Genomic DNA, 21269 nt, shown 5'->3' with positions numbered 1-21269 from the left:
CAATTTACGCACGTAGATTATATTAGACCGACAGCGTTCCCTTCCTTATCTACATCCATATTAAGTGCAGCAGGATATTTTGGAAGGCCCGGCATCGTCATAATATCTCCTGTTAAACAGACGAGGAAACCGGCTCCGATTTTCGGAATAATCTTTCTAACCGTTATAGAAAAGCCTATCGGTCGTCCAATTAATTTTGGATCATCGGAAAGTGAATATTGTGTTTTAGCCATACAAATCGGTAGAACATCCCAACCATTTTTTTCGATACTTTCCATATCCTTTAAAGCTTCATCGGTAAATAATACATCGTCCCCGCCATACACATTGCGAACAATTTTACGGATCTTTTCTCCAATGGAATCGTCTATGTTATAAAGTGGAGCAAAATTATTTGGCTTGTTGATCAGATTGATTACTTCTTTTCCAAGAGCCATTCCGCCCGCTCCACCTTTTTCCCAAACATCCGTAAGCGCAACTGCCACACCATTCGTTTGGCACCATGTCAAAATTGCATCTAACTCTGTCTTTGAATCGGTTACGAAGCGATTTAATGCGACGACAGGTTCCACTCCAAATGTACGAATCGTTTCGATATGTTTGTCTAAGTTAAAAATACCGTTCATAACCGCTTTGGTATTTTCTAAGGCAAGCTGATTTTTCGGAACGCCGCCATGCATTTTCAACGCGCGAACTGTTGCAACGATAACAACTGCATCAGGAGCGAATTTCCCTTGTCTGGCCTTAATGTTCATGAACTTTTCCGCACCTAAATCTGAACCGAATCCTGCTTCTGTCACAACAATATCTGCTAACTCGCGCGCTGTGTTTGTTGCAATAAGCGAGTTACATCCATGTGCAATATTCGCGAAAGGACCTCCATGAATAAGTGCAGGTGTCCCTTCAATCGTTTGAACGAGGTTTGGTTTAAATGCTTCTTTCAGTAACAATGTAAGAGCGCCTTGAACACCAAGATCACGTACAGTTATTGGTTCTTTGTTATATGTATAGCCAATTACAATACGTGCAAGTCGTTCTTTCAAGTCCTCTATATCTAGAGCCAGACAAAAAATCGCCATAATTTCAGATGCCACCGTAATATCGAAACCATCTTCTCTAGGAACACCTTGTGCTGGGCCGCCGAGTCCGATTGTAATATTACGAAGTGCACGGTCATTCATATCAAGTACCCTTTTCCATGTAATTCTACGAGGGTCGATTTGAAGTTCATTGCCTCGATGTAAATGGTTATCGATTAGCGCGCTAAGGGCATTGTTTGCCGTTGTAATCGCGTGAAGGTCTCCGTTGAAATGTAGGTTGATTTCTTCCATTGGCAACACTTGTGCATACCCACCGCCCGTTGCGCCGCCTTTCAGCCCCATAACAGGACCTAATGACGGTTCACGTAATGCAATCATCGTTTTTTCTCCAAGTCTTGTTAACGCATCGGCAAGTCCGACTGTAACGGTTGACTTCCCTTCCCCCGCTGGTGTTGGGCTAATTGCAGTGACAAGTACAACTTTAGCTTTCTTTGTACTTTTGGGTAATTTCATTACATCAATTTTCGCTTTATATCTACCAAATGGTTCAACAGCATCTTCGGGAATTCCAGCCTTTTTTGCAATATCCCAAATGGGTTGCATCGTTGAATTCTTTGCAATTTGTAAATCTGTAAGTGGTGGTAAAAGGGTTTCAGTCATTTTGAATTCTCACTTTCTTTTTTTACTCTAGTATATCGTACAAACAGTAACCAGTTCCAAGATATTATGACTTATCGTCAACAATTTATACAACTTTTTTATAAATAAGGAAAACTTCAAACTACCGAGTAATTGAAAAGGTTTTACCCGGCATATATAAGTTATATAGAGTGAGACTATATCTAAAGGGGTTGACGGAAGTGAATAGAAGAACCGCTGAACCATATAAGATTAAAAGCGTTGAAACGCTCGCTATGCTCTCCTACGAAGAACGAAAGGATTCATTGAATCGTGCGGGATATAATACATTCCTAATCGATTCTGAAGATGTGTATATCGACTTACTCACAGATAGCGGTACGACTGCTATGAGCGATAAGCAATGGGGTGCGATTATGACAGGCGACGAAGCATATGCCGGTAGCAAGAGTTGGAAAAAACTTGAGGCGACGGTACGTGATGTGTACGGCTATAAGTATGTTCTACCTACACACCAAGGGCGTGGGGCCGAAAATATATTATCTCAATTGAAAATTAAAAAAGGTGATTTCGTCCCAGGGAATATGTACTTTACTACAACTCGTGCGCACCAAGAAATGAATGGCGCAACGTTTGTAGATGTCATCATCGACGAAGCACATGATCCAGTTGCCGAACATCCCTTTAAAGGGAATGTTGATCTAAATAAGCTGAAGACATTAATAGACAAAGTTGGCCCTAATAATATTCCTTACGTCTGTTTGGCTGTCACGGTCAATCTTGCAGGCGGTCAACCCGTTAGTATGCAAAATATGCGGGAAGTCCATGAACTATGCTCGTTGCATAAGATTGACGTGTTCTTTGACGCGACTCGCTGTGTTGAAAACGCTTATTTTATTAAAGAGCGGGAAGTTGGCTACGCGGGGAAATTGATCGCGGATATTTTAAAGGAAATGCTTTCTTATTCCGATGGATGCACAATGAGTGGAAAGAAAGACTGCCTCGTCAATATTGGTGGTTTTCTCGCGATGAATGACGAAGGGCTTTATATTCGCTCCCGCGAACTTGTTGTCGTCTATGAAGGGATGCCTTCTTACGGAGGGATGGCAGGACGTGATATGGAGGCAATGGCCATTGGTATACGTGAAGCAATCGATGATCATTACATCGAGCACCGGATTAGCCAAGTTCGACATCTTGGTAGCCAACTTGTAGAAGCGGGTGTTCCTATCGTTCTTCCCATTGGAGGTCATGCGGTTTTTCTCGATGCACAGGCATTTCTTCCCCACTTATCGCAAGATGAATTTCCCGCGCAAGCATTAGCCGCTGCATTGTATCTCGATTCAGGGGTGCGAAGCATGGAGCGTGGAATTATTTCAGCGGGTCGGAATATTGATACAGGTGAAAATAATAGACCGAAACTTGAACTTGTTAGGCTTACGATTCCACGACGCGTCTATACGAATAATCATATGAATGTTGTGGTCGATTCAATTATTGATCTGTACAAAAAACGTGACACGATTAGCGGGCTCCGTATGGATTATGAACCACCAACCCTTCGATTTTTTAACGCTCGATTTGCTCCGCTATCAGAAAGTGGGGAGTTGCTTAACTGAAGGCCCCGCTAAATAATATTGTTGATAATCCAGTCAACTCCCCTTCACTTATCGATCTTTCGGTCTGATTGAAGTGCAGGCGCTGTAAAAGTTCTGAATGGACAGGAACGACCGGCCTGATTTGGCGGTACAACCGCAAAGCCTTACCAACATTGGCGAAGGGTAACCAACTCAAATAATGGTCGAGGCATTTTGTAGCCACGCCATTATTTGAGTTGTATCCCACCTTTTAAGCGGCTTTTACAATTATTCATATTTTGGATGTGGTAGATATCTCTTACTCGCTTATTTCCATCTGATTTGAAGCAATGCTCCACACCTTTGTTATTCGCTTATTCGTAAAGCTACTTTCCCAAACTGCTGACTCGTTTCAACATATTCAAATGCTTCTACTGCATCGTCTAGATTGAACGTCTTATCTACAATCGGGTTCGTTTCATATTTTTCAATATGTGCAATCATTTCGCGAAGCTCTTCCCTACTCCCCATTGTCGAACCAATCAGCTGATGCTGATTATAGAAAAAGTTTCGTAGATTTAAATCGACTGTATCCTCAGTTGTTGCTCCGAAAACGACAATACGCCCACCTTTTTTCAACACTTCTAACGAACGATTAAATGTGGCGCGCCCTACGCTTTCAATAACGAGATCAATCGTTTCCCCTTCTAACTCTTTCTTCCAATCACCCGCTGTATCGAGCGCTACATCCGCTCCTAATTTAAGGGCCTGCTTGCGCTTTTCTTCACTTCGAGATGTAACAATAACACGGGCCCCTATATTTTTTGCGAATGAAATAAGGTATGTCGCCACACCACTTCCCGCACCCGGGATGAAAACAGTATCTGTTTCTTTTAAATTACCTTTCGTAAATAACGCACGATACCCCGTCAAAGCTGACAACGACAAAACTGCTGCTTCTTCCCACGATAAGAATTCAGGCTTTTTTTCCAACTGCTCCGCAGAAATTACAATCTTTTCAGCGAACGTACCATTATCAGGCATCCCCAAAATATCAAATGCTTCAGGAGGTGCAACGCTATTTTCGAACCAACGAAGTGCCGGATTAATAATGACTTCATCTCCAACTGAAAATTGAGTAACACCTTCGCCAATAGACTCCACTATTCCCGCGCCGTCAGAACCGATAACAAGCGCCTCAGCAGCATCGCCCCTGCGCGCAGGTATGTACAAATCCCGACGGTTAATACCCGCCGTACGGATAGCTACAACGACTTCACCAGCTAAAGCAACTGGATTATCTACCCTACTGACTTTCAACGTCCCAAATTCATGAACAAATGCCTTCAAATTCCTCATCCCCCTAAGAAACTACTAGTGAACTACATCTCCATGACACTGGAGAACTATAAGTTCTACATATAACTTTTCATTTATATAAATAGTATATCAAACGGCCATATGAATAACTATTAAGAATCATTCTATAGTTATTAGCCCGACAAACAACAAGAAACCGTGTGAATTTCACGCGGTTTCTTGTTGTTAAGTTTCTTTTTTCAATGTCACGACTACAATTTCAGGTTTGTTAAATATGCGAATTGGAAACGAGCTGTTCCCAAGCCCACGACTTATGACTAGGTGACTTCTATCGTTCTCATGGACACCTGATGTAAGCTTCGGAAACAATCCTTGCCCCGGAGATATAAAACCACCGATGCCCGGTATTCTAAATTGTCCACCATGAGCATGTCCACTAAAAGTAACGTCCATTTTCTTTGCAACATATGTTTCAACATATTCCGGTCGATGAGACAGTAGGATTTTGAACATATCACTAGGGATTTTAGCAAATGCCTGAGTAATGGACACTTCTACCGCGGTTTCATCATCTAGGTGACTAGCAAGAGGGTCTTCAATCCCGCCAATAGCAATGGATTCCCCATCATTACCAACTAAAATATCAGCTTCATCAGATAAAATTCGCACACCTAAATCTTCCAAAGATTTTTTAATACTTTCCGAATTATTTGTTGAAACTTCGTGATTTCCTGTTACGTAATACATCGGTGCTACGCCTTGTAGCTCCTTCACCAAAAGCAAACTTTGTTGCAAATCATACCGATTTCTATCAATAAAATCACCAGTAATAAATATCGCTTGGGGAGCTATTGCTTTCACTTCATTCACTACATCTGCATGCTTCTCTCCAAATAAAGCATCATGGAGATCAGATAATTGAACGATTGTATAGCCATTGAAACTGGACGGAAGTCGGTTAGACGCTATTTCATAATGTGAAGTACCAACCGTTGTATTTCCTTTATAAACTATAAAAACAAAGATACTTAAAACTATGACAACAAGAAGTAATTTTTGCATAAAGGGCCCCTTTTCACTCTATCAATTAGTAGCCCGAATTTTGCCGATTAAAGTTTTCTTCATTTTTCATAACATAAGCATCGATTATATTTGCGTATGTAAACCCAAGACTTTTTGCGATTGCACCGTAATGAATCCATACATCCTCATAGGACTCGATTGTTAATTCATTTAAAAACTCGATAATACTTTCAGTCGTCTTTAAAAATAGTTCTGTTAGATCTCCCGCAACTTCTTTCTCAGGCCAACGGGTTAAATCATCGAAACCTTTTTCGATTCCAAGGGACAACAAAAAGTGAATCGAATCTACATACTCTTCTAAAATGACTTCATTTGCCGATGGGCCTTTTGTGCTCCAAAATTTAAAGCTACGTGTTTCATTTGCCAATTCCGCGAGTTCTACGAGTAAAGCCAATCCTTTTTCGCGAAAAGTATTTGTATTCTTAGTTCTATTTTTCTGAATAAATGCATCCAATTCACGCTGCATTATGTACATTTTTGACAGTTCCATAAAAAAACCTCCGATTAATTTTACTTTATTGAAACCTTTTCATAAAGTCATCCGTATATGAGAGTAATCATTTAAACATTAAGGGGGATCCGTCATGCTATTTCTAATTCTGATCCGCTTTGTCATCATCGCTTTTATCGTCTATTTGTTCTATCGTGGGATTCGTTATTTGACCGACCCAAAGCGAAAGCTAGATGAAGCATATGAAAAGGAAAGTTATTATTTTCACGATGATGTTAAAAACGTACGAAAAAATTTCTTTATTACGTATAAAGGTGCGATGTTTGAAGGCGAAAAGTATTTAGGCACAACAGAAAACTCGTTTGACATTGTAACTATTTTTGTTTGGGTAAAAAATGAAGCTAAATTACAAGGAATGACGAAAGACGATTTTCATTTTTTGAAATCCGAAATCCTATTAAATTATCCCATGGCTGAAATAAGCTGGAAAAATCCAATTGAGCAGCTAATGAGTAACTAACGGGGTCCATCGACAAAGCGATTAACATTAAATCGCTTTGCCGATGGACTTTTTTCTTAAACCTCTGAAATGCCGGGAACATTGACGCCAAATAAATAGAAAATAAGTACGCCATATGCAAGTGCTAAAATAAGAAATCCTATGCGAAAGGATGTATGTCTCGTTTTATGTCGAAACGTTTGCATCCCAAAATACGCTCCGATTCCTCCTCCTAGTATCGCAAGCGCCCACAAATTCTTTTCCGGTATACGTTGCCCTTTTTTCTTCGCTTGTCGCTTATCATACCCCATTGCAGAGAAGGCCCAAAGCGACATTATTCCGATCCATATTAGTATTACAAGTTGCATTGACAAGTCCCCTTTTCGTTACCTCTATTTTACACCTTCATCGAATAAATAAATAGAAAAAACCGCCAAGCGATTGGACAAATCCAATCAGTTGGCGGAAATCTCACGATTATTATTTTGCAATCGATTTTTTTGCTACGTCTGCAAGCTGTGTGAACGCTTGTGCGTCAGTAACAGCAAGATCTGCAAGCATTTTACGGTTTACATCAATGCCAGCTACTTTCAAGCCGTGCATTAGTGTGCTGTATGATACGCCATTCAGACGTGCTGCAGCATTAATACGTGTGATCCAAAGTTTACGGAATTCACGTTTACGTTGACGACGGTCACGGTATGCATAGTTATATGACTTCATGACCTGTTGGTTTGCTACTTTAAAAAGTTTATGTTTTGAACCGTAGTAACCTTTTGCTAATTTCAATACTCTATTACGACGCTTGCGCGTGACTGTTCCACCTTTTACGCGTGGCATAATGAATTACCTCCTGCTATTCTATCAAAGTTTAGTTTATTTCATATAAGTAAGCATAAAGCGAATGCGTTTGTAATCGCCTGAAGAAACAAGTGATGCTTTACGAAGATGACGTTTTGCTTTTGTTGTTTTATTCGCAAATAAGTGACTTGTGTACGCACGGCCACGTTTCAATTTACCTGAACCAGTTTTTTTGAAACGTTTCGCTGAACCGCGGTGTGTTTTCATTTTTGGCATATCGGGTTCCTCCTAAATCATTCATTGTTACGGTTTTTCAACAGTTGGTGCGAGTATGAGAAACATACTGCGACCTTCCATTTTTGGTCTTTGTTCAATTGTAGCTAGATCTTTACACGCTTCCGCGAAACGATCCAATACACGTTGTCCAATTTCTTTATGTGTAATGGCGCGTCCTCTAAAGCGAATTGATGCTTTTACTTTGTCGCCGTTTTCAAGGAACTTAATCGCATTTCGAAGTTTTGTTTGGAAATCATGTTCATCAATAGTAGGGCTTAGGCGCACTTCCTTGAGAAGAATGATTTTTTGGTTTCTTCTTAATTCGCGTTCCTTTTTCTGTTGCTCAAATTTGAATTTTCCGTGGTCCATAATTCGAGCAACTGGCGGCTTTGCTGTTGGAGCAACAAGGACAAGATCCAAGTTCGCAAGAGCAGCTATTTCTAGTGCTTCAGTACGTGTTTTGATTCCGAGCTGTTCGCCGTTATGATCGATAATACGAAGCTCGCGGGCACGTATACCCTCGTTCACATACATGTCTTTGCTAATAGTAATCCACCTCCGAATATTCTCGCACGAATACATGGTTTGGGTATATTGTCCGTTATAGACAATCCCACAGGTCCATTCAATAAAAAAGCGGGTAGACAAATTTACTTTGTCTACCCGCGTATCTGTACATGCATAAAAATGCATGGCACGATTCACTAATGTACTGACCCGTCAACAACGTCTAAGCGTCGATCAGGTGAGAAGCGGGTAGCCTCTACTTATACCTCAAACTGTATTCATTAACCTTATTAAATTTACCATAGTGGTATTGTATTGTCAACCTTTTTATTTCATTGTCACAACTTTTTCTTGTAATTTAGCAAGAAACTCTTCGAATGGCATACTTTCAGATTTCTGTTCGCCATATTTCCGAACGTTTACTTCGCCAGATTCAGTTTCTTTATCCCCAAGAACAAGCATGTACGGAACTTTTTGCATTTGTGCTTCACGGATTTTATAACCAATTTTTTCTTCACGTTGGTCCATGTCAACACGGAATCCAGCTGCAACAAGTTTTTCCTGTACATCTTTTGCATAGTCGAAGTGGACATTTGGAGAAACTGGAATGACTTGAACTTGAACAGGCGCAAGCCATGTCGGAAACGCTCCTTTGTATTCTTCGATAAGAAGTGCCACGAACCGCTCCATTGTCCCTACAACACCACGGTGGATAACGACTGGACGGTGTTGTTTCCCATCTTCGCCTACATATGTTAAATCGAAACGTTCTGGAAGCAAGAAATCGAGTTGGACTGTAGAAAGTGTTTCTTCCATCCCAATCGCCGTTTTCACTTGGACGTCAAGCTTCGGTCCGTAAAATGCCGCTTCGCCTTCCGCCTCAACATAATCGACACCAAGTTCATCCATTACTTCCTTCAGCATGCTTTGTGCGCGTTCCCACATTGCATCGTCATCAAAGTATTTCTCTTTGTCTTCCGGATCACGATACGAGACGCGGAACGAATAATCTCCAATATTGAAATCTTTATACACATCAATAATGAGCTGCACAACTTTCTTAAACTCATCTTTGATTTGATCTGGGCGAACGAAAAGATGCGCATCATTCAATGTCATTCCACGTACCCGTTGCAATCCCGAAAGTGCTCCTGACATTTCATATCGGTGCATCATTCCAAGCTCTGCGATTCGAAGTGGTAAGTTCCGGTACGAGTGAATGTCATTTTTGTAAATCATCATATGATGCGGGCAGTTCATCGGGCGAAGGACAAGGTCTTCGTTGTCCATATTCATTACAGGGAACATGCCGTCTTCATAGTGTCCCCAGTGACCGCTTGTTTTATATAGTTCCGAACTTCCAAGCACTGGTGTATACACATGATGGTAGCCAAGCTTTTCCTCTTTATCGACGATATAACGTTCAATAATTCGGCGGATTGTTGCGCCTTTTGGAAGCCACATCGGAAGACCTTGTCCTACCTTTTGAGAATTCATAAATAGATTCAATTCTCTTCCGATTTTTCTATGATCACGCTCTTTGGCCTCTTCAAGCATTTTTAAATGGGCAGCTAATTCGTCTTTCTTGAAAAATGCTGTTCCGTAAATCCGTTGAAGCATTTTATTATCTGAATTTCCGCGCCAGTACGCTCCCGCGATACTAAGCAGTTTGAATTCTTTAAGTTTTGCTGTTGATGGTACGTGAACCCCACGACATAAATCGACAAATTCACCTTGTTCATAAAGGGATACTTGCTCGTCTTCAGGAATCGCTTCGAGAAGTTCAAGTTTATATTCGTCACCGATTTCTTTGAAACGTCTTTCGGCTTCAGCGCGTGATACATCATGTCTTATAAATTCAATATTTTCATTTACAATTTTCTTCATTTCTTTTTCAATCGCAACTAAATCTTCGGAAGTAATTGGCTCTGGTGAATCGATATCATAATAAAATCCATTTTCAATTGCAGGGCCTACTCCAAACTTTGAACCTTTGAAAAGGCGTTTAACCGCTTGTGCCAGAACATGTGCAGTACTATGGCGCAGTATTTCAAGCGCTTCCGGTGAATCTGGCGTAACAATTGCGATTGCTCCATCTTTTTCAATAGGTGTTTTAAAGTCAATTAGTTGGTCATCCAGTTTTCCCGCTAGTGCATTTCTTCGAAGTCCCGGGCTAATCGATGCAGCTACCTCTTCTGTTGTCGTACCATGTGGGAATTCCTTTACCGATCCATCTGGAAATTTCAATTGAATTATTTCTGACATTTGAATACACTTCCTTTTCATTTATCAATCACGCCTTGGCGTGATTACGTTCAGATTTTGAATTAGGCTTTCGCATTCATCCCGCCACTTATAAAAGTGGTAGACTTCTGCTGTATAAAATTAACCAACAAAAAAAGCCCCATCCCTGGAAAGGGACGAAGCTTTAGCTCGCGGTTCCACCCTTGTTTCTTCAATGCGGCTAAATTAAGCCAAATCAATGAAGCTTTACAATCGGCTAACGGGCCGGTACCGTCATCGGATACTAAAAAAGTTCACCGATGCTGCTCCGAGGTGGTAAATCAATTCATCCGTCCTTAGGGGTTTCCAGCCAATGACCCCGTTCTCTGTAGGTGACAAATTCGATTGTTGTTCTCATCTGCGCATTTCAAATCCTTATTAAAAATAATTATACGGTGATTATTTAAAAATTGCAAGCGCTGTATGGATTGAAACAAAGAATCGCTTCGGCACTTTGCACACGTATGCATTTATTCAACCTATACATTTTACTTATCGCGCCTGTTGTCGCCTTCGAGTTTTATCGGTGTTGATATTGTACTAATTCTTTCCATAATACGGCTTGCCTTCATTACTTCCTTATCCCCACGCTGCGAATACGTCAAGTGATGCTCAAGTTCGCTAAAACTGAAATTCGACGTGAAAAATGTCGGTAATTTTTCTGCCATACGATATTGTAAAACCGTACCAAGTACTTCATCACGCGTCCAAGCCGACATTGTTTCCGCACCAAAATCATCAAGCATTAGTACTTGTGCTTTTTTCACAAACTCAATCTTTTCATTGAGGGTTTGGTCTTGAATCGACTGCTTCATTTCTCTTAAAAATTCCGGTACATAGACAGCTACTGTACGAACTCGACGCTTAGCAAGCTCATTTGCAAGCGCACCAAGAATATAGGATTTACCCGTACCGAATGGGCCGTGAATATATATGCCACGTTCTGGTAACTTTCCTGTTTCATCAAAGACTTTCAGGAAGTTTTTCGCCTCAATAACTACATCAAGTCGACTGTCGTCATAATCGATATCAATATCAGGGAGACGGGCCTGCATAACATCCTTTTGCATATGCAGACTTTCAATCATTCTAGAAATATTACGCTCGTCTTCGTCAATCAATTTATTCGGACATTTTGTATATGCGACATCGATAAGCCCCTGAGTTAGAACTAATTCGGGTTCAAAACCTTTCATTATATTTACACAGTTAGTTAAATCCGTACACTTTTCACATCGATGAGATGCAGTTGAGTATTCGTATAATTTACCTAAACTACGCTCTATAACTTCACTAGTAATTTCACTCGAATGGGCCGTTAGAAATTTCTGTACTCCAGGATTGCCCATTATTTCTTTTCGCATTTCTTCATATCGCGCAGCAAAATTGGGAGCTTTTACGACGCGATTCAATGTATCCCCTATTCGTTCCATCTCATTTCACCTCATTTCTCATTGCATTCAACTCTTCTTGCAGTTTACGACGCCTTTCAGCAATTTCTGCATTAGGCTTCTTTGTTTTTTCCGGTTTTTCTTCGTCTTTCTTATAAAACCAATCCGGAACTTTTTCTTCACGTGTATTATTATATCGCCTTGGGCTTGGAGTAGGTTTTTGTCCTTCATTTTTCCACTGCATGTACTTGTCATGCTCTTTTCGTGAAAATTCCATAGCCTCTTTTGCCGTTTCTACTTTTTTATTCATCCAATGAGAAGCAATTCGTTCCACGTAATTATTCGTTATTTTTCCATCGTTACGAATATGAACATATTGCATAAGAACGTTGACTACCCCCACTGGTAATCCATGGGTATTCACAAGTTTTTCAACGAGCTGAACGTCAACCGAAAGCGGCTCTTTCCCGTTGACATCTCGAAGCATTTCAACCGGTGGCGTATGCTCCAGATAGTGTATAAGTTCATCATCACGCGATAGCGGACCAGTTGACTCACTTGGCTGAACTGGTTGCGCAAATACTTTTTCAAGCACCGGCGCCTCTTTAGATACGCTCATTTTATAAAAATCGACAGCGGCCTTCCGAAGCCTAGCCTCAGGTAACTGCATGTCATCATCGAGTGCCATCATTACTACTTTTTGCATATCGAGCGGTGTTAAGGAATAAAGGAATGCAAGCTTCGCGATAATTTCCCTTGAAACAGATGAAAGCGCCGATTGTGGCACCATCTGTTCTGACAATCCCAATTGAAGAAGATCAAAATCAAATCCGCGCGTATTAAAAGGAATACCCGCAGGCTCGTTACGGCCAACAAATTCGCTCTCATTACCTATCCCGCCGTTATATCCATTCGTCATTGGTTTATATACATCAAGAAATGTCCTCGATACTTCTTCAAAACCTTCGTCACTCTCGACATCATTTGCAAATCGCGCCCTCAACCCACGATATGCTTGTTCACCAATTTTACTAAAAAGGAACGTTGATAATAAAGGATCGGTAAAAAATGCTTTTGCATCAAGGGGCGGAAGTAATTCATACAGAAACGACCTCATATCGCCGTCTTTTTTCCGCAATGTCCTTAGCAATCCAATTGCTTCAAGAGATATACGTGCCTCAAATACCGGACCAAGAGGAAGCGTTAATATATTCATTAAATGGTAATGTGTATATTCATGTTCTTCCCCGCGTTCTGCATCGGCCCAAAGCGTCATAAATAAGCTCATTGCGCTTGATCCAATAAGAGGTTGATAAAACAATGTCAGTAATTGTCGATCATAATCCGAAAACGGATGTGGCAACCTAATTTTGTATGAGTCTACTGGCTGTAATTCCTTATAAAGGGTTACCACTTCAACCTCTCCTTTTCAAATTATTTTCCTAAACGGCTTTGTAGATTTTTCAACTCTTCAATGAATACCGTTACGTCTTGGTATTCACGATAAACGGAGGCAAACCGTACGTAAGCAACTTCGTCAACATCTGCCAGGCGCTCCATAACTATCTCTCCCACTTTGTCAGAATTTATTTCCGCGATTCCCGAACTTCGAAGTTCTTTTTCAATTGAATAAACAAGTTCCTTAAGTTCTTCTAATGATACGGGACGTTTCTCACATGCCCGAATAAGACCTCTAAGCACTTTTTCTCCACTAAATTCTTCACGTGAACCATCTTTCTTCACGACAATTAAAGGAGTTCCTTCTACTTTTTCAAATGTCGTGAATCGGAAGGCACAAGACTCGCATTCCCTTCGGCGACGTATTGATTTACTTTCATCCGCAGGTCTCGAGTCGACAACCCGGGAGCCATTGTACTGACAGGCTGGACATTTCATTTGGCATCTCCCACTTTTACATTATATTAATTTAATTATAACAGAACAATACCAAAAACATCGAAAAAGCAGAGGAGTAATTCCTCTGCCTGATTTTTTCTATTTATTTCACTTATGCTTTTGCAAGTGTTTTTAGGTCTTTTCCGACTTTTTTCGACAAATCGACAACACGGGCTGAATAACCCCATTCATTGTCATACCATGCAAGTACTTTAATTTTACGGTCGCCCATAACTATTGTTGACAGTCCGTCAATAGTAGCTGACTCTTTTGTCGTATTGAAATCAACAGATACAAGTGGCTCTTCCGTGAAACGAATAATACCTGCCATATTTTCTTTAGCAGCATCTTTAAATGCATCATTTACCATTTCGACTGTTACGTCTTGTTCAACGTCAACAACAAGGTCCACGAGTGAGACATTTGGTGTCGGAACACGAAGTGCCATTCCATGGATTTTCCCTTCCAATTCAGGAAGTACAAGCGATAAAGCTTTTGCAGCTCCGGTTGAAGTCGGAATAATTGACTGACCGCATGCTCGTGCTCTGCGTGGGTCTTTATGTGGATTATCTAGATTGTTTTGGTCTGTTGTGTACGCATGAATCGTTGTCATTAAACCATTCACAATACCGAACTTATCATTCAAAACTTTTGCAACTGGTGCTAGACAGTTTGTTGTACAGCTAGCATTGGAAATTACGTCATGTTTTTCAACGTCGAGTTTGTCATCATTGACACCAAGAACGACAGTAATGTCTTCATTTTTACCCGGTGCAGATATGATTACTTTCTTTGCACCCGCTTCAAGATGAAGTGCCGCCTTATCCCGTGAATTAAATGCGCCTGTTGCTTCAATAACGATATCGATACCAAGGTCTTTCCACGGTAGTTTCAAAGGGTCGCGCTCCGCAACAAGTTGGACACGTTTTCCGTTAACTACAAGTGCATTTTCTTCTGCAATTATTTCGCCTTCGAATGTTCCATGATTCGTATCGTACTTAATAAGATGCGCAAGTGTTTCAGATGGATATGATGCATTTACAGCAACAATTGTTACATCTTCCTCCATAATCATTTGGCGGAAAACCATCCGTCCAATACGTCCAAACCCATTAATCGCTATAGAAGTTGTCATGTGTTAATCCTCCAGTAAGTATGTTATACTTTATATCTTTTATCTGCTGATTAGTATAACACATTAAACGATAATAAATCACCCTAATTAACAAGATTCAATAGTTCATATTTTCCGAATCAATTTACGGTTTCACATTCCATTTTGCAAGTATCTCCAGTAATTGTTTTTCCGACTCTTCTACAGTTCCATTATTATAAATAATTTCGTCTGCGCCCTCTTCTTTTTGTTCCATAGGTAGTTGGGATCCAATGCGCGCCAATGCTTCTTCTTTCGTTAATTCATTTCTCGACATGAGCCGCTGTTTTTGAATTTCGGGCGTTACCGAAACAACAAGAATCTTTTCAACAAAATGTTGCAGCTTGCTTTCAAAAAGCAATGGGATATCCATAATGATTGTCTTAAATCCGTCAAAAACAAATTTTTCTTTTTGCCTAATCATTTCAGCTCGGATAGCTGGATGAATAATCGAATTTAACTTTTCACGTTCAACTACATTTCCAAATATACACTCCCCAAGTTTTTCCCTGTTTAGCGTATTATCAGCGTGTAACACTTCTTCTCCAAAAACACGACGAATTTCTTCTATTACTTCTGTTCCAGGTTCAACAACAAGACGCGCAATTTCATCTGCATCAACGATTGGAAATCCTTTTTTTGCCAACATCTTAGAAATGGTACTTTTACCGCTAGCAATACTTCCGGTTAAACCGATAATCATCTGCACTCTTCCTTTCATCATCTTTGGCAACTAGGACAATAGACTGAAGTCCTTGCGGCAATTTTCATGCTTTTTGTCACTGCATTACAACTAGGACAAATTTTTCTGCCGTACATCTTCAACCGATGTTGCATCGTGCCCGACTCCCCATCGATCTTTCGATAATCAGAAATGGTACTGCCGCCTGCGTCGATACTTTCTTGCAAAATATCAACAATTACATGGAACAGCTCCGTTTTCCGTTTCAAACTTATACGTTCTGCCGTCCTACCCGGATGGATTTTCATTTTGAAAAGGGCTTCCGTTGCGTAAATATTGCCGCAGCCGGATATAACTTGCCCATCCATAATTACTTCTTTAATTGCCTTTTTTGCATATTTGGGTGTAGCCGAGTACTCAAGATAATGCGCGCAGGCTTCCTGATCAAATGGTTCTGGAGCCATTCTCAATAAGGGCGGGTAATCCGCTTCTTTATCCAATAGTCGTAGTTCTCCAAAACGACGAATATCCGAATAGACAAGCAATCCCCCGTCTTCCATTTCTAAAATGACGTGGATGTGCTTGCGAAATTTCAATTCGGTTACTTCGTCGATGGACCCAACCGCAAACCAAGCCCCCGACATACCAAGATGACTGACAAGAAGATAAGCACTATCCTCTTTAACGACATCAAAATAAATATACTTACTGCGACGAGTTACATCCGTTATCGTCATCCCGACCATTTCTTTTACAAATCTCTCGGTCGACATTCCTTTTAAAATAGCTTCCTTACCTTGTGCTTTCGATTCGATTACGATGTCCGACACCGTAACCGCGCGAATCGTTCTGCCGATTGCCGCGGGTGCCAGCTCACGGACAAGTCCTTCAACTTCAGGCAACTCTGGCATTTATTTCCCTCACTTTGTGTCGTACCAAGACGTTCCGAATTCCCAATCAACTTTTAGTGGCACGTCTAGTGCTATTGCGGATTCCATTACTTCTGGCACGATTAATTTTAATCGTTCTATTTCGTCTTCCGGTGCTTCAAAAATAAGTTCATCATGAACCTGTAGTAGCATACGTGTTTTCAATCCTTCAGTTTCAAGTCTTGCAGCCATGTCAATCATTGCCTTTTTAATGATATCCGCCGCACTACCTTGGATTGGTGTATTCATCGCGGTACGTTCTGCAAAACCTCTTATATTAAAGTTGGAGCTCGTTATTTCTGGTAAATACCTTCTGCGATTCATAAGTGTTGTTACGAAGCCTTTAAGCTTCGCTTCCGATACGATGTCATCCATATATTGCTTTACACCTGGGAAACTCTCCAGATACGCTGAAATGAACGCAGCGGCTTCTTTACGGGTAATATTCAAGCTTTGTGACAGACCATAATCACTAATACCATAAATAATTCCAAAGTTTACTGCTTTCGAAGATTGTCTCATCTCCGAAGTAACTTCATCAATTTCCACACCAAACACATCCGCAGCTGTTCTCGTATGAATATCGGCACCTTCACGGAACGCTTCGATTAATTTCTCATCTTGAGAAATATGAGCAAGGACACGCAACTCGATTTGAGAATAATCCGCCGTGAACAACAACCAGCCCGGTTCGGATGGTACGAATGCCGCACGAATCTTTCTCCCTTCTTCAAGACGTACGGGTATGTTTTGCAAGTTAGGATTAATCGAACTTAGGCGACCTGTTTGGGTCAATGCTTGCTGAAAGCGTGTATGAATTTTTCCGTCGTCATGAATTTCTTTTGACAGTCCAACAATATACGTTGAATTTAGCTTAGCGAGTTGGCGATAATTCAAAATATGGCTAATAATCTCATGTTCACTTTCAAGTTTCTCCAACACATCCGCAGCAGTTGAATAGCCTGTTTTCGTTTTTTTAATTGGTGTTAAACCCATTTTTTCAAACAGTATCACTCCGAGTTGTTTTGGAGAATTGACGTTAAACTTTTCTCCCGCAATTTCATAAATAATCGATTCTAGATCGATTATTTTTGCTGAAAGTTCTTTACCGATTTCAAGTAACGTTTCCTTATTTGTTTTCACTCCTGTCGATTCCATTTTTCCAAGAATCGAAGCAAGTGGTAATTCCAAATCGTGATATAAATCAAACTGTCCGTAATCTTTTAATTTCTCTTTGACAATTGGTCGTAACTTCCAAATGGCTTGTGCTTTACGACTTGCGTGTTCGGCAACAACTTCTTCAGTCGGTTCTGCTTTCTTAGCACCTTTTCCATAGATCGCTTCATCATGTTGCACTTCCATATTTCCAAATTCCCTAGCGATTGAAGCAACATCCGTATACGTTGTCGCGGGATTTACAATATAAGATGCAAGGAGCAAGTCAAACTCGATACCTTGAATTGCAAAATCGAAGCGTGACATGGATGCAAGTGCCGCCTTCGAATCAGAAGAGTATTTCTTTTTATCATCGGCTTGAAGCCATTTTTTAAGTACGTCCGATTCCTTCGCAACAGCAAAAGGGATATATAGTGTTTTTTCTTCCGTCGCAAGACTGATGCCCAATATGTCGGCTCTCAAATAATTCTCATCCATCATTTCTATATGAAGCGCCATTTCATCGGCTAATAGTTCCTCAGTTATTTCAGTCACAATTGTAACTTCTATAATTTCTTGCGGCTCATTGGCCTCTGCTGGTGCGATTTTCTCGAGAAGTGTTTTAAAACTCAGTTCCTTATAAATACTCGTCAGTTTTTCCATATCGGGTCCGTCATAATTCAATTCATCGATTTCAATCGTAATAGGTGCATTCAATTCGACTGTTGCAAGCTCTTTACTCATAAATGCTTGCTCTTCGTTGTTTGTTAAATTCTCATTCAATTTTTTTGCAGTAATTTGATCCAGTGATTTGTATACATTTTCAATAGACCCATATTCCTTCAAAAGTTTGAGCGCAGTTTTCTCTCCAACTCCGGGAACTCCCGGAATATTATCGGATGGATCTCCCATAAGTCCCATCATATCGATAATTTGAAGTGGTTCTATACCGTATTTTTCTAAAATGTGAGCAGGCGTATACTCTTCAGTATCTGTAATGCCTTTTCGAGTGATACGTACGGTTGTATGGTCCGTTACGAGTTGCGTTAAATCCTTATCACCTGATATAACAACAACTTCAAAGTTTTCTTCGTTCCCTGTTTTGCTTAACGTTCCAATAATATCATCCGCTTCATACGCATCTAATTCGTATTGAGCAATATTATAGGCAGTCAATAATTTCCGGATATATGGGAACTGTTCCGATAGTTCGGATGGCGTCTTTTGACGACCACCTTTATATTCAGTAAATGTTTTATGTCTAAATGTCGTTTTACCTGCATCCCAAGCAACGAGCATATGTGTCGGTTTTTCTTCCGCAAGTATGTTTTGAAGCATCATCGTAAATCCGTACACTGCGTTTGTATGTACGCCGTGCTCATTCGTTAACGGGGGTAATGCAAAAAATGCCCGATAGGCAAGGCTATTCCCATCAAGTAGTACTATTTTCTTTTTCGTCAAGTAAGCTCCACTCCTGTTGAATAAGATTTAAAAAACCATCATCTTCATTTATCTTACCACGTCGGCAAGAATAATTGAAAATGATGGAGGTCTGTTATTCCAAGTAACCCGTTAACACTTTCGCATATGGCGAGTCGGACGGGATGATAATCATTGTGTCATCGCCAATCGTTTTTTCATACGATTGAAGCGTTCGATACAAGTTATAAAACTCGGGGTCTTTAGAAAATGTGTCATTGTAGATTTTTGCAGCCTCCGATTCACCTTCAGCATGAATAATTGCCGCTTCTTTTTTAGCCGTTGCTAACATTTCCTGTACTTCACGGTCTGTTTCGGCTTCAATTCTACTTTTATCTGCGTCCCCTTCAGATAAATACGTTTGCGCAGTTGATTGGCGCTCTGAAATCATTCGTGTATAAATGGATTGTTCGTTTTCCTCTGGTAAATCAATTCGTTTCATGCGAACGTCAACGACTTCAACACCAAAGTTTCCAGCATCTAAAAATTCATTTACCTTTTCGGTTACACGGTCATTTAGACTGCCGCGTGAAGAGTTTTCGTCATTCACAATTTCCGCATAATTCAATTGCCCAAGTTCCGAACGGACAACAGAGTAAATAAATTCTTCCATTCTTGACTCTGCATTGACAATGTTTCTAGCGTTGGAAACCATTTTTCTTGGATCGGTTATTTTCCAAACCGCATAATTATCAATGATTATACGTTTTTTGTCTTTCGTGTTAATTTCAGCTTCTGAGACATTGTATGTCATTTGACTCTTCGGCAACGTTGTTACGTCTTGGATAAATGGAACTTTTATACTGATGCCCGGCGTTTCAACAATTCGCTTAATTTCTCCAAACTGGCGCACAACCCGGTACTCATTCTCTTTTACTATAAATAGATTAGCAACTAAGATGACAGCAATTGCAAATAGTGCGGTGATTGTAATTGTTGTTTTTATATACTTCTTAAATTCCAATGGAGCTTTTGAAATATCCGGAGTCGTTTGCTTTTTTTGCTGCGCTATTTTTTTAGCGCGTTGTCTTTCCGCAAACTTTTCTTCAATACTTTTGAATGGGTTATTATCATTACTCAATTGTCCCCGCCTCCTTCTTTTTCATCTTCGGTTACTGGAGGTAGTGGGCTGTTTTCCAATTGTTGTAGCGGTAAATATTTCACCGTTTCACCCGTATCATTCATAATATAAATTTTTGCATTCGGTAAAACTTGTTCCAACGTTTCGAGGACAAGCCGCTTACGCGTAATGTCTTTATTTTTAGCATACTCCGCGTGAAGATTATTAAACAAAGATACATCTCCATGCGCTTGTTCAATCCGAGCCGTTTTCTGTCCCGTTGCACGTGATTGGATGGCATCGCGTTCACCGATTGCTTCGTTTAGCTTTTGGTTTTCATACTTTTTCGCTTCGTTTATTTTCGTGTTTTTTGTTTCACGTGCATCTGTTACAGCTGTGAACGCTGCACGAACTTCCGCATTTGGAAGCTCAACATCTTGTAGTTTTACACTTTGAACAGCGATTCCAATATCGTATTTCTCTATTAATGTCGCAAGTAAATCTCTCGTCTTCGCTTCAATTTCTGCTTTACCATCTGTAAGTGCCGAATCAATTGTCGAACTACCAATTACAGAACGTATGGAAGCGGACGTCGCGTCATGAAGAATTACTTTCGGATCCTCAGAGTTAAATAAATACTTCTGTGGTTCAGTAATTTTCCACTGGACAACAAGATTTGTCAGGACGATGTATTCATCTCCCGTGATCATTTTCGTTTCTTTATCGAATGACACAAGCTCTCCGCTTTTATCTTGCTTGTACCCAAAACTAAGACTAAATGTCTCTTTCGATAAAACGGCTACCGTTTGAATGGGCCATGGTAATTTAAAATGTAGTCCTGAATCGGTAATTGTCGTGTCTGCTTTACCGAAAGTAATCACGGTTGCTTGTTCTGATTCGTCAACGGTATACCATGTCGTGAAAGCAACGACGACAAGTAATAGACCCGCAACAACGAGGCCAAGCGCTGTTAGTATACGGCGCGTACTCATAAGTATAACCCCCCCTTTAATTATGTATCATTACTGTATACGTACTACAAACCTAA

General features: G+C 40.4%; 20 protein-coding genes and 1 pseudogene. 2 read left to right on the top strand and 19 right to left on the bottom strand.

Annotation, left to right across the window (positions count from 1 at the left end; genetic code table 11):
• Positions 1–17: 17 nt before the first annotated feature.
• Positions 18–1700 carry a formate--tetrahydrofolate ligase gene (locus tag KSU66_RS05910; RefSeq protein ID WP_269050489.1) on the bottom strand — a complete coding sequence of 561 codons (1683 nt, stop codon included), beginning with the start codon at positions 1698–1700 and terminating at the stop codon, positions 18–20.
• Positions 1701–1900: 200 nt separating this feature from the next.
• On the opposite strand from KSU66_RS05910, the gene KSU66_RS05905 reads away from it, so the two are divergent.
• Positions 1901–3298, top strand: a complete 1398-nt coding sequence (locus tag KSU66_RS05905; RefSeq protein ID WP_269050488.1) for a tyrosine phenol-lyase — start codon at positions 1901–1903, stop codon at positions 3296–3298.
• A 142-nt stretch (positions 3299–3440) separates the two neighbouring features.
• Here the strand turns inward: KSU66_RS05905 and KSU66_RS05900 are convergent.
• From KSU66_RS05900 to KSU66_RS05885, 4 genes and pseudogenes are all read right to left on the bottom strand, one after another.
• Positions 3441–3630, bottom strand: a pseudogene (locus KSU66_RS05900) (IS1595 family transposase); the annotation flags it as partial.
• A complete protein-coding gene (locus KSU66_RS05895) occupies positions 3623–4606 on the bottom strand; it encodes a zinc-binding dehydrogenase (RefSeq protein WP_269050487.1) in 984 nt (327 codons plus the stop codon). The pseudogene KSU66_RS05900 and the gene KSU66_RS05895, both read right to left, overlap by 8 nt.
• Positions 4607–4801: 195 nt before the next feature.
• On the bottom strand, positions 4802–5638 hold the full coding sequence (locus tag KSU66_RS05890) for a metallophosphoesterase (protein ID WP_269050486.1): 837 nt from the start codon (positions 5636–5638) through the stop codon (positions 4802–4804).
• 25 nt (positions 5639–5663) lie between these two features.
• Entirely contained in the window at positions 5664–6149 is a 486-nt protein-coding gene (locus tag KSU66_RS05885) for a dUTP diphosphatase (RefSeq protein ID WP_269050485.1), read from the bottom strand.
• Positions 6150–6243: 94 nt separating this feature from the next.
• On the opposite strand from KSU66_RS05885, the gene KSU66_RS05880 reads away from it, so the two are divergent.
• Positions 6244–6630, top strand: a complete 387-nt coding sequence (locus KSU66_RS05880; protein ID WP_269050484.1) for a sigma-w pathway protein ysdB — start codon at positions 6244–6246, stop codon at positions 6628–6630.
• Between the two features lie 56 nt (positions 6631–6686).
• Here the strand turns inward: KSU66_RS05880 and KSU66_RS05875 are convergent, their stop codons facing one another.
• The 14 genes from KSU66_RS05875 to hflK form a co-directional block, all read right to left on the bottom strand.
• The gene (locus KSU66_RS05875) at positions 6687–6977 is read right to left on the bottom strand and encodes a DUF1294 domain-containing protein (protein WP_269050483.1); all 291 of its coding nucleotides are present in this window, start codon (positions 6975–6977) and stop codon (positions 6687–6689) included.
• Between the two features lie 112 nt (positions 6978–7089).
• A complete protein-coding gene (gene rplT / locus KSU66_RS05870; RefSeq protein WP_269050482.1) occupies positions 7090–7449 on the bottom strand; it encodes a 50S ribosomal protein L20 in 360 nt (119 codons plus the stop codon).
• A gap of 36 nt (positions 7450–7485) precedes the next feature.
• The gene (rpmI, locus tag KSU66_RS05865) at positions 7486–7686 is read right to left on the bottom strand and encodes a 50S ribosomal protein L35 (protein WP_269050481.1); all 201 of its coding nucleotides are present in this window, start codon (positions 7684–7686) and stop codon (positions 7486–7488) included.
• 27 nt (positions 7687–7713) lie between these two features.
• Positions 7714–8220 carry a translation initiation factor IF-3 gene (infC, locus tag KSU66_RS05860; protein ID WP_269050480.1) on the bottom strand — a complete coding sequence of 169 codons (507 nt, stop codon included), beginning with the start codon at positions 8218–8220 and terminating at the stop codon, positions 7714–7716.
• Positions 8221–8520: 300 nt separating this feature from the next.
• Positions 8521–10458: a threonine--tRNA ligase gene (gene thrS, locus KSU66_RS05855; RefSeq protein ID WP_269050479.1), complete on the bottom strand. Its 1938-nt coding sequence runs from the start codon at positions 10456–10458 to the stop codon at positions 8521–8523.
• A 506-nt stretch (positions 10459–10964) separates the two neighbouring features.
• On the bottom strand, positions 10965–11909 hold the full coding sequence (gene dnaI, locus KSU66_RS05850; RefSeq protein ID WP_269050478.1) for a primosomal protein DnaI: 945 nt from the start codon (positions 11907–11909) through the stop codon (positions 10965–10967).
• 1 nt (position 11910) lies between these two features.
• The gene (locus KSU66_RS05845) at positions 11911–13281 is read right to left on the bottom strand and encodes a replication initiation and membrane attachment family protein (protein ID WP_269050477.1); all 1371 of its coding nucleotides are present in this window, start codon (positions 13279–13281) and stop codon (positions 11911–11913) included.
• Between the two features lie 20 nt (positions 13282–13301).
• Positions 13302–13763, bottom strand: a complete 462-nt coding sequence (gene nrdR, locus KSU66_RS05840) for a transcriptional regulator NrdR (RefSeq protein WP_269050476.1) — start codon at positions 13761–13763, stop codon at positions 13302–13304.
• Positions 13764–13875: 112 nt separating this feature from the next.
• Complete coding sequence (locus KSU66_RS05835; protein ID WP_269050475.1) at positions 13876–14898, bottom strand: glyceraldehyde-3-phosphate dehydrogenase; 1023 nt, start codon at positions 14896–14898, stop codon at positions 13876–13878.
• A gap of 124 nt (positions 14899–15022) precedes the next feature.
• Positions 15023–15619, bottom strand: a complete 597-nt coding sequence (gene coaE / locus KSU66_RS05830; RefSeq protein ID WP_329958778.1) for a dephospho-CoA kinase — start codon at positions 15617–15619, stop codon at positions 15023–15025.
• Between the two features lie 17 nt (positions 15620–15636).
• Positions 15637–16509 carry a bifunctional DNA-formamidopyrimidine glycosylase/DNA-(apurinic or apyrimidinic site) lyase gene (gene mutM / locus KSU66_RS05825; RefSeq protein WP_269050474.1) on the bottom strand — a complete coding sequence of 291 codons (873 nt, stop codon included), beginning with the start codon at positions 16507–16509 and terminating at the stop codon, positions 15637–15639.
• Between the two features lie 9 nt (positions 16510–16518).
• Entirely contained in the window at positions 16519–19143 is a 2625-nt protein-coding gene (gene polA / locus KSU66_RS05820) for a DNA polymerase I (RefSeq protein WP_269050473.1), read from the bottom strand.
• Positions 19144–19237: 94 nt separating this feature from the next.
• Positions 19238–20242, bottom strand: coding sequence for a protease modulator HflC (hflC, locus tag KSU66_RS05815; RefSeq protein WP_443028938.1), 1005 nt, complete (start codon positions 20240–20242; stop codon positions 19238–19240).
• The gene (gene hflK, locus KSU66_RS05810) at positions 20239–21213 is read right to left on the bottom strand and encodes an FtsH protease activity modulator HflK (protein ID WP_269050472.1); all 975 of its coding nucleotides are present in this window, start codon (positions 21211–21213) and stop codon (positions 20239–20241) included. The genes hflC and hflK overlap by 4 nt, the downstream gene beginning before the upstream one ends.
• Positions 21214–21269 lie beyond the last annotated feature (56 nt).

This window comes from Sporosarcina sp. G11-34 (genome assembly GCF_026931025.1).
Note: the sequence above shows the minus strand (reverse complement) of the source record. Positions and strands in the feature narration are given on the sequence as shown.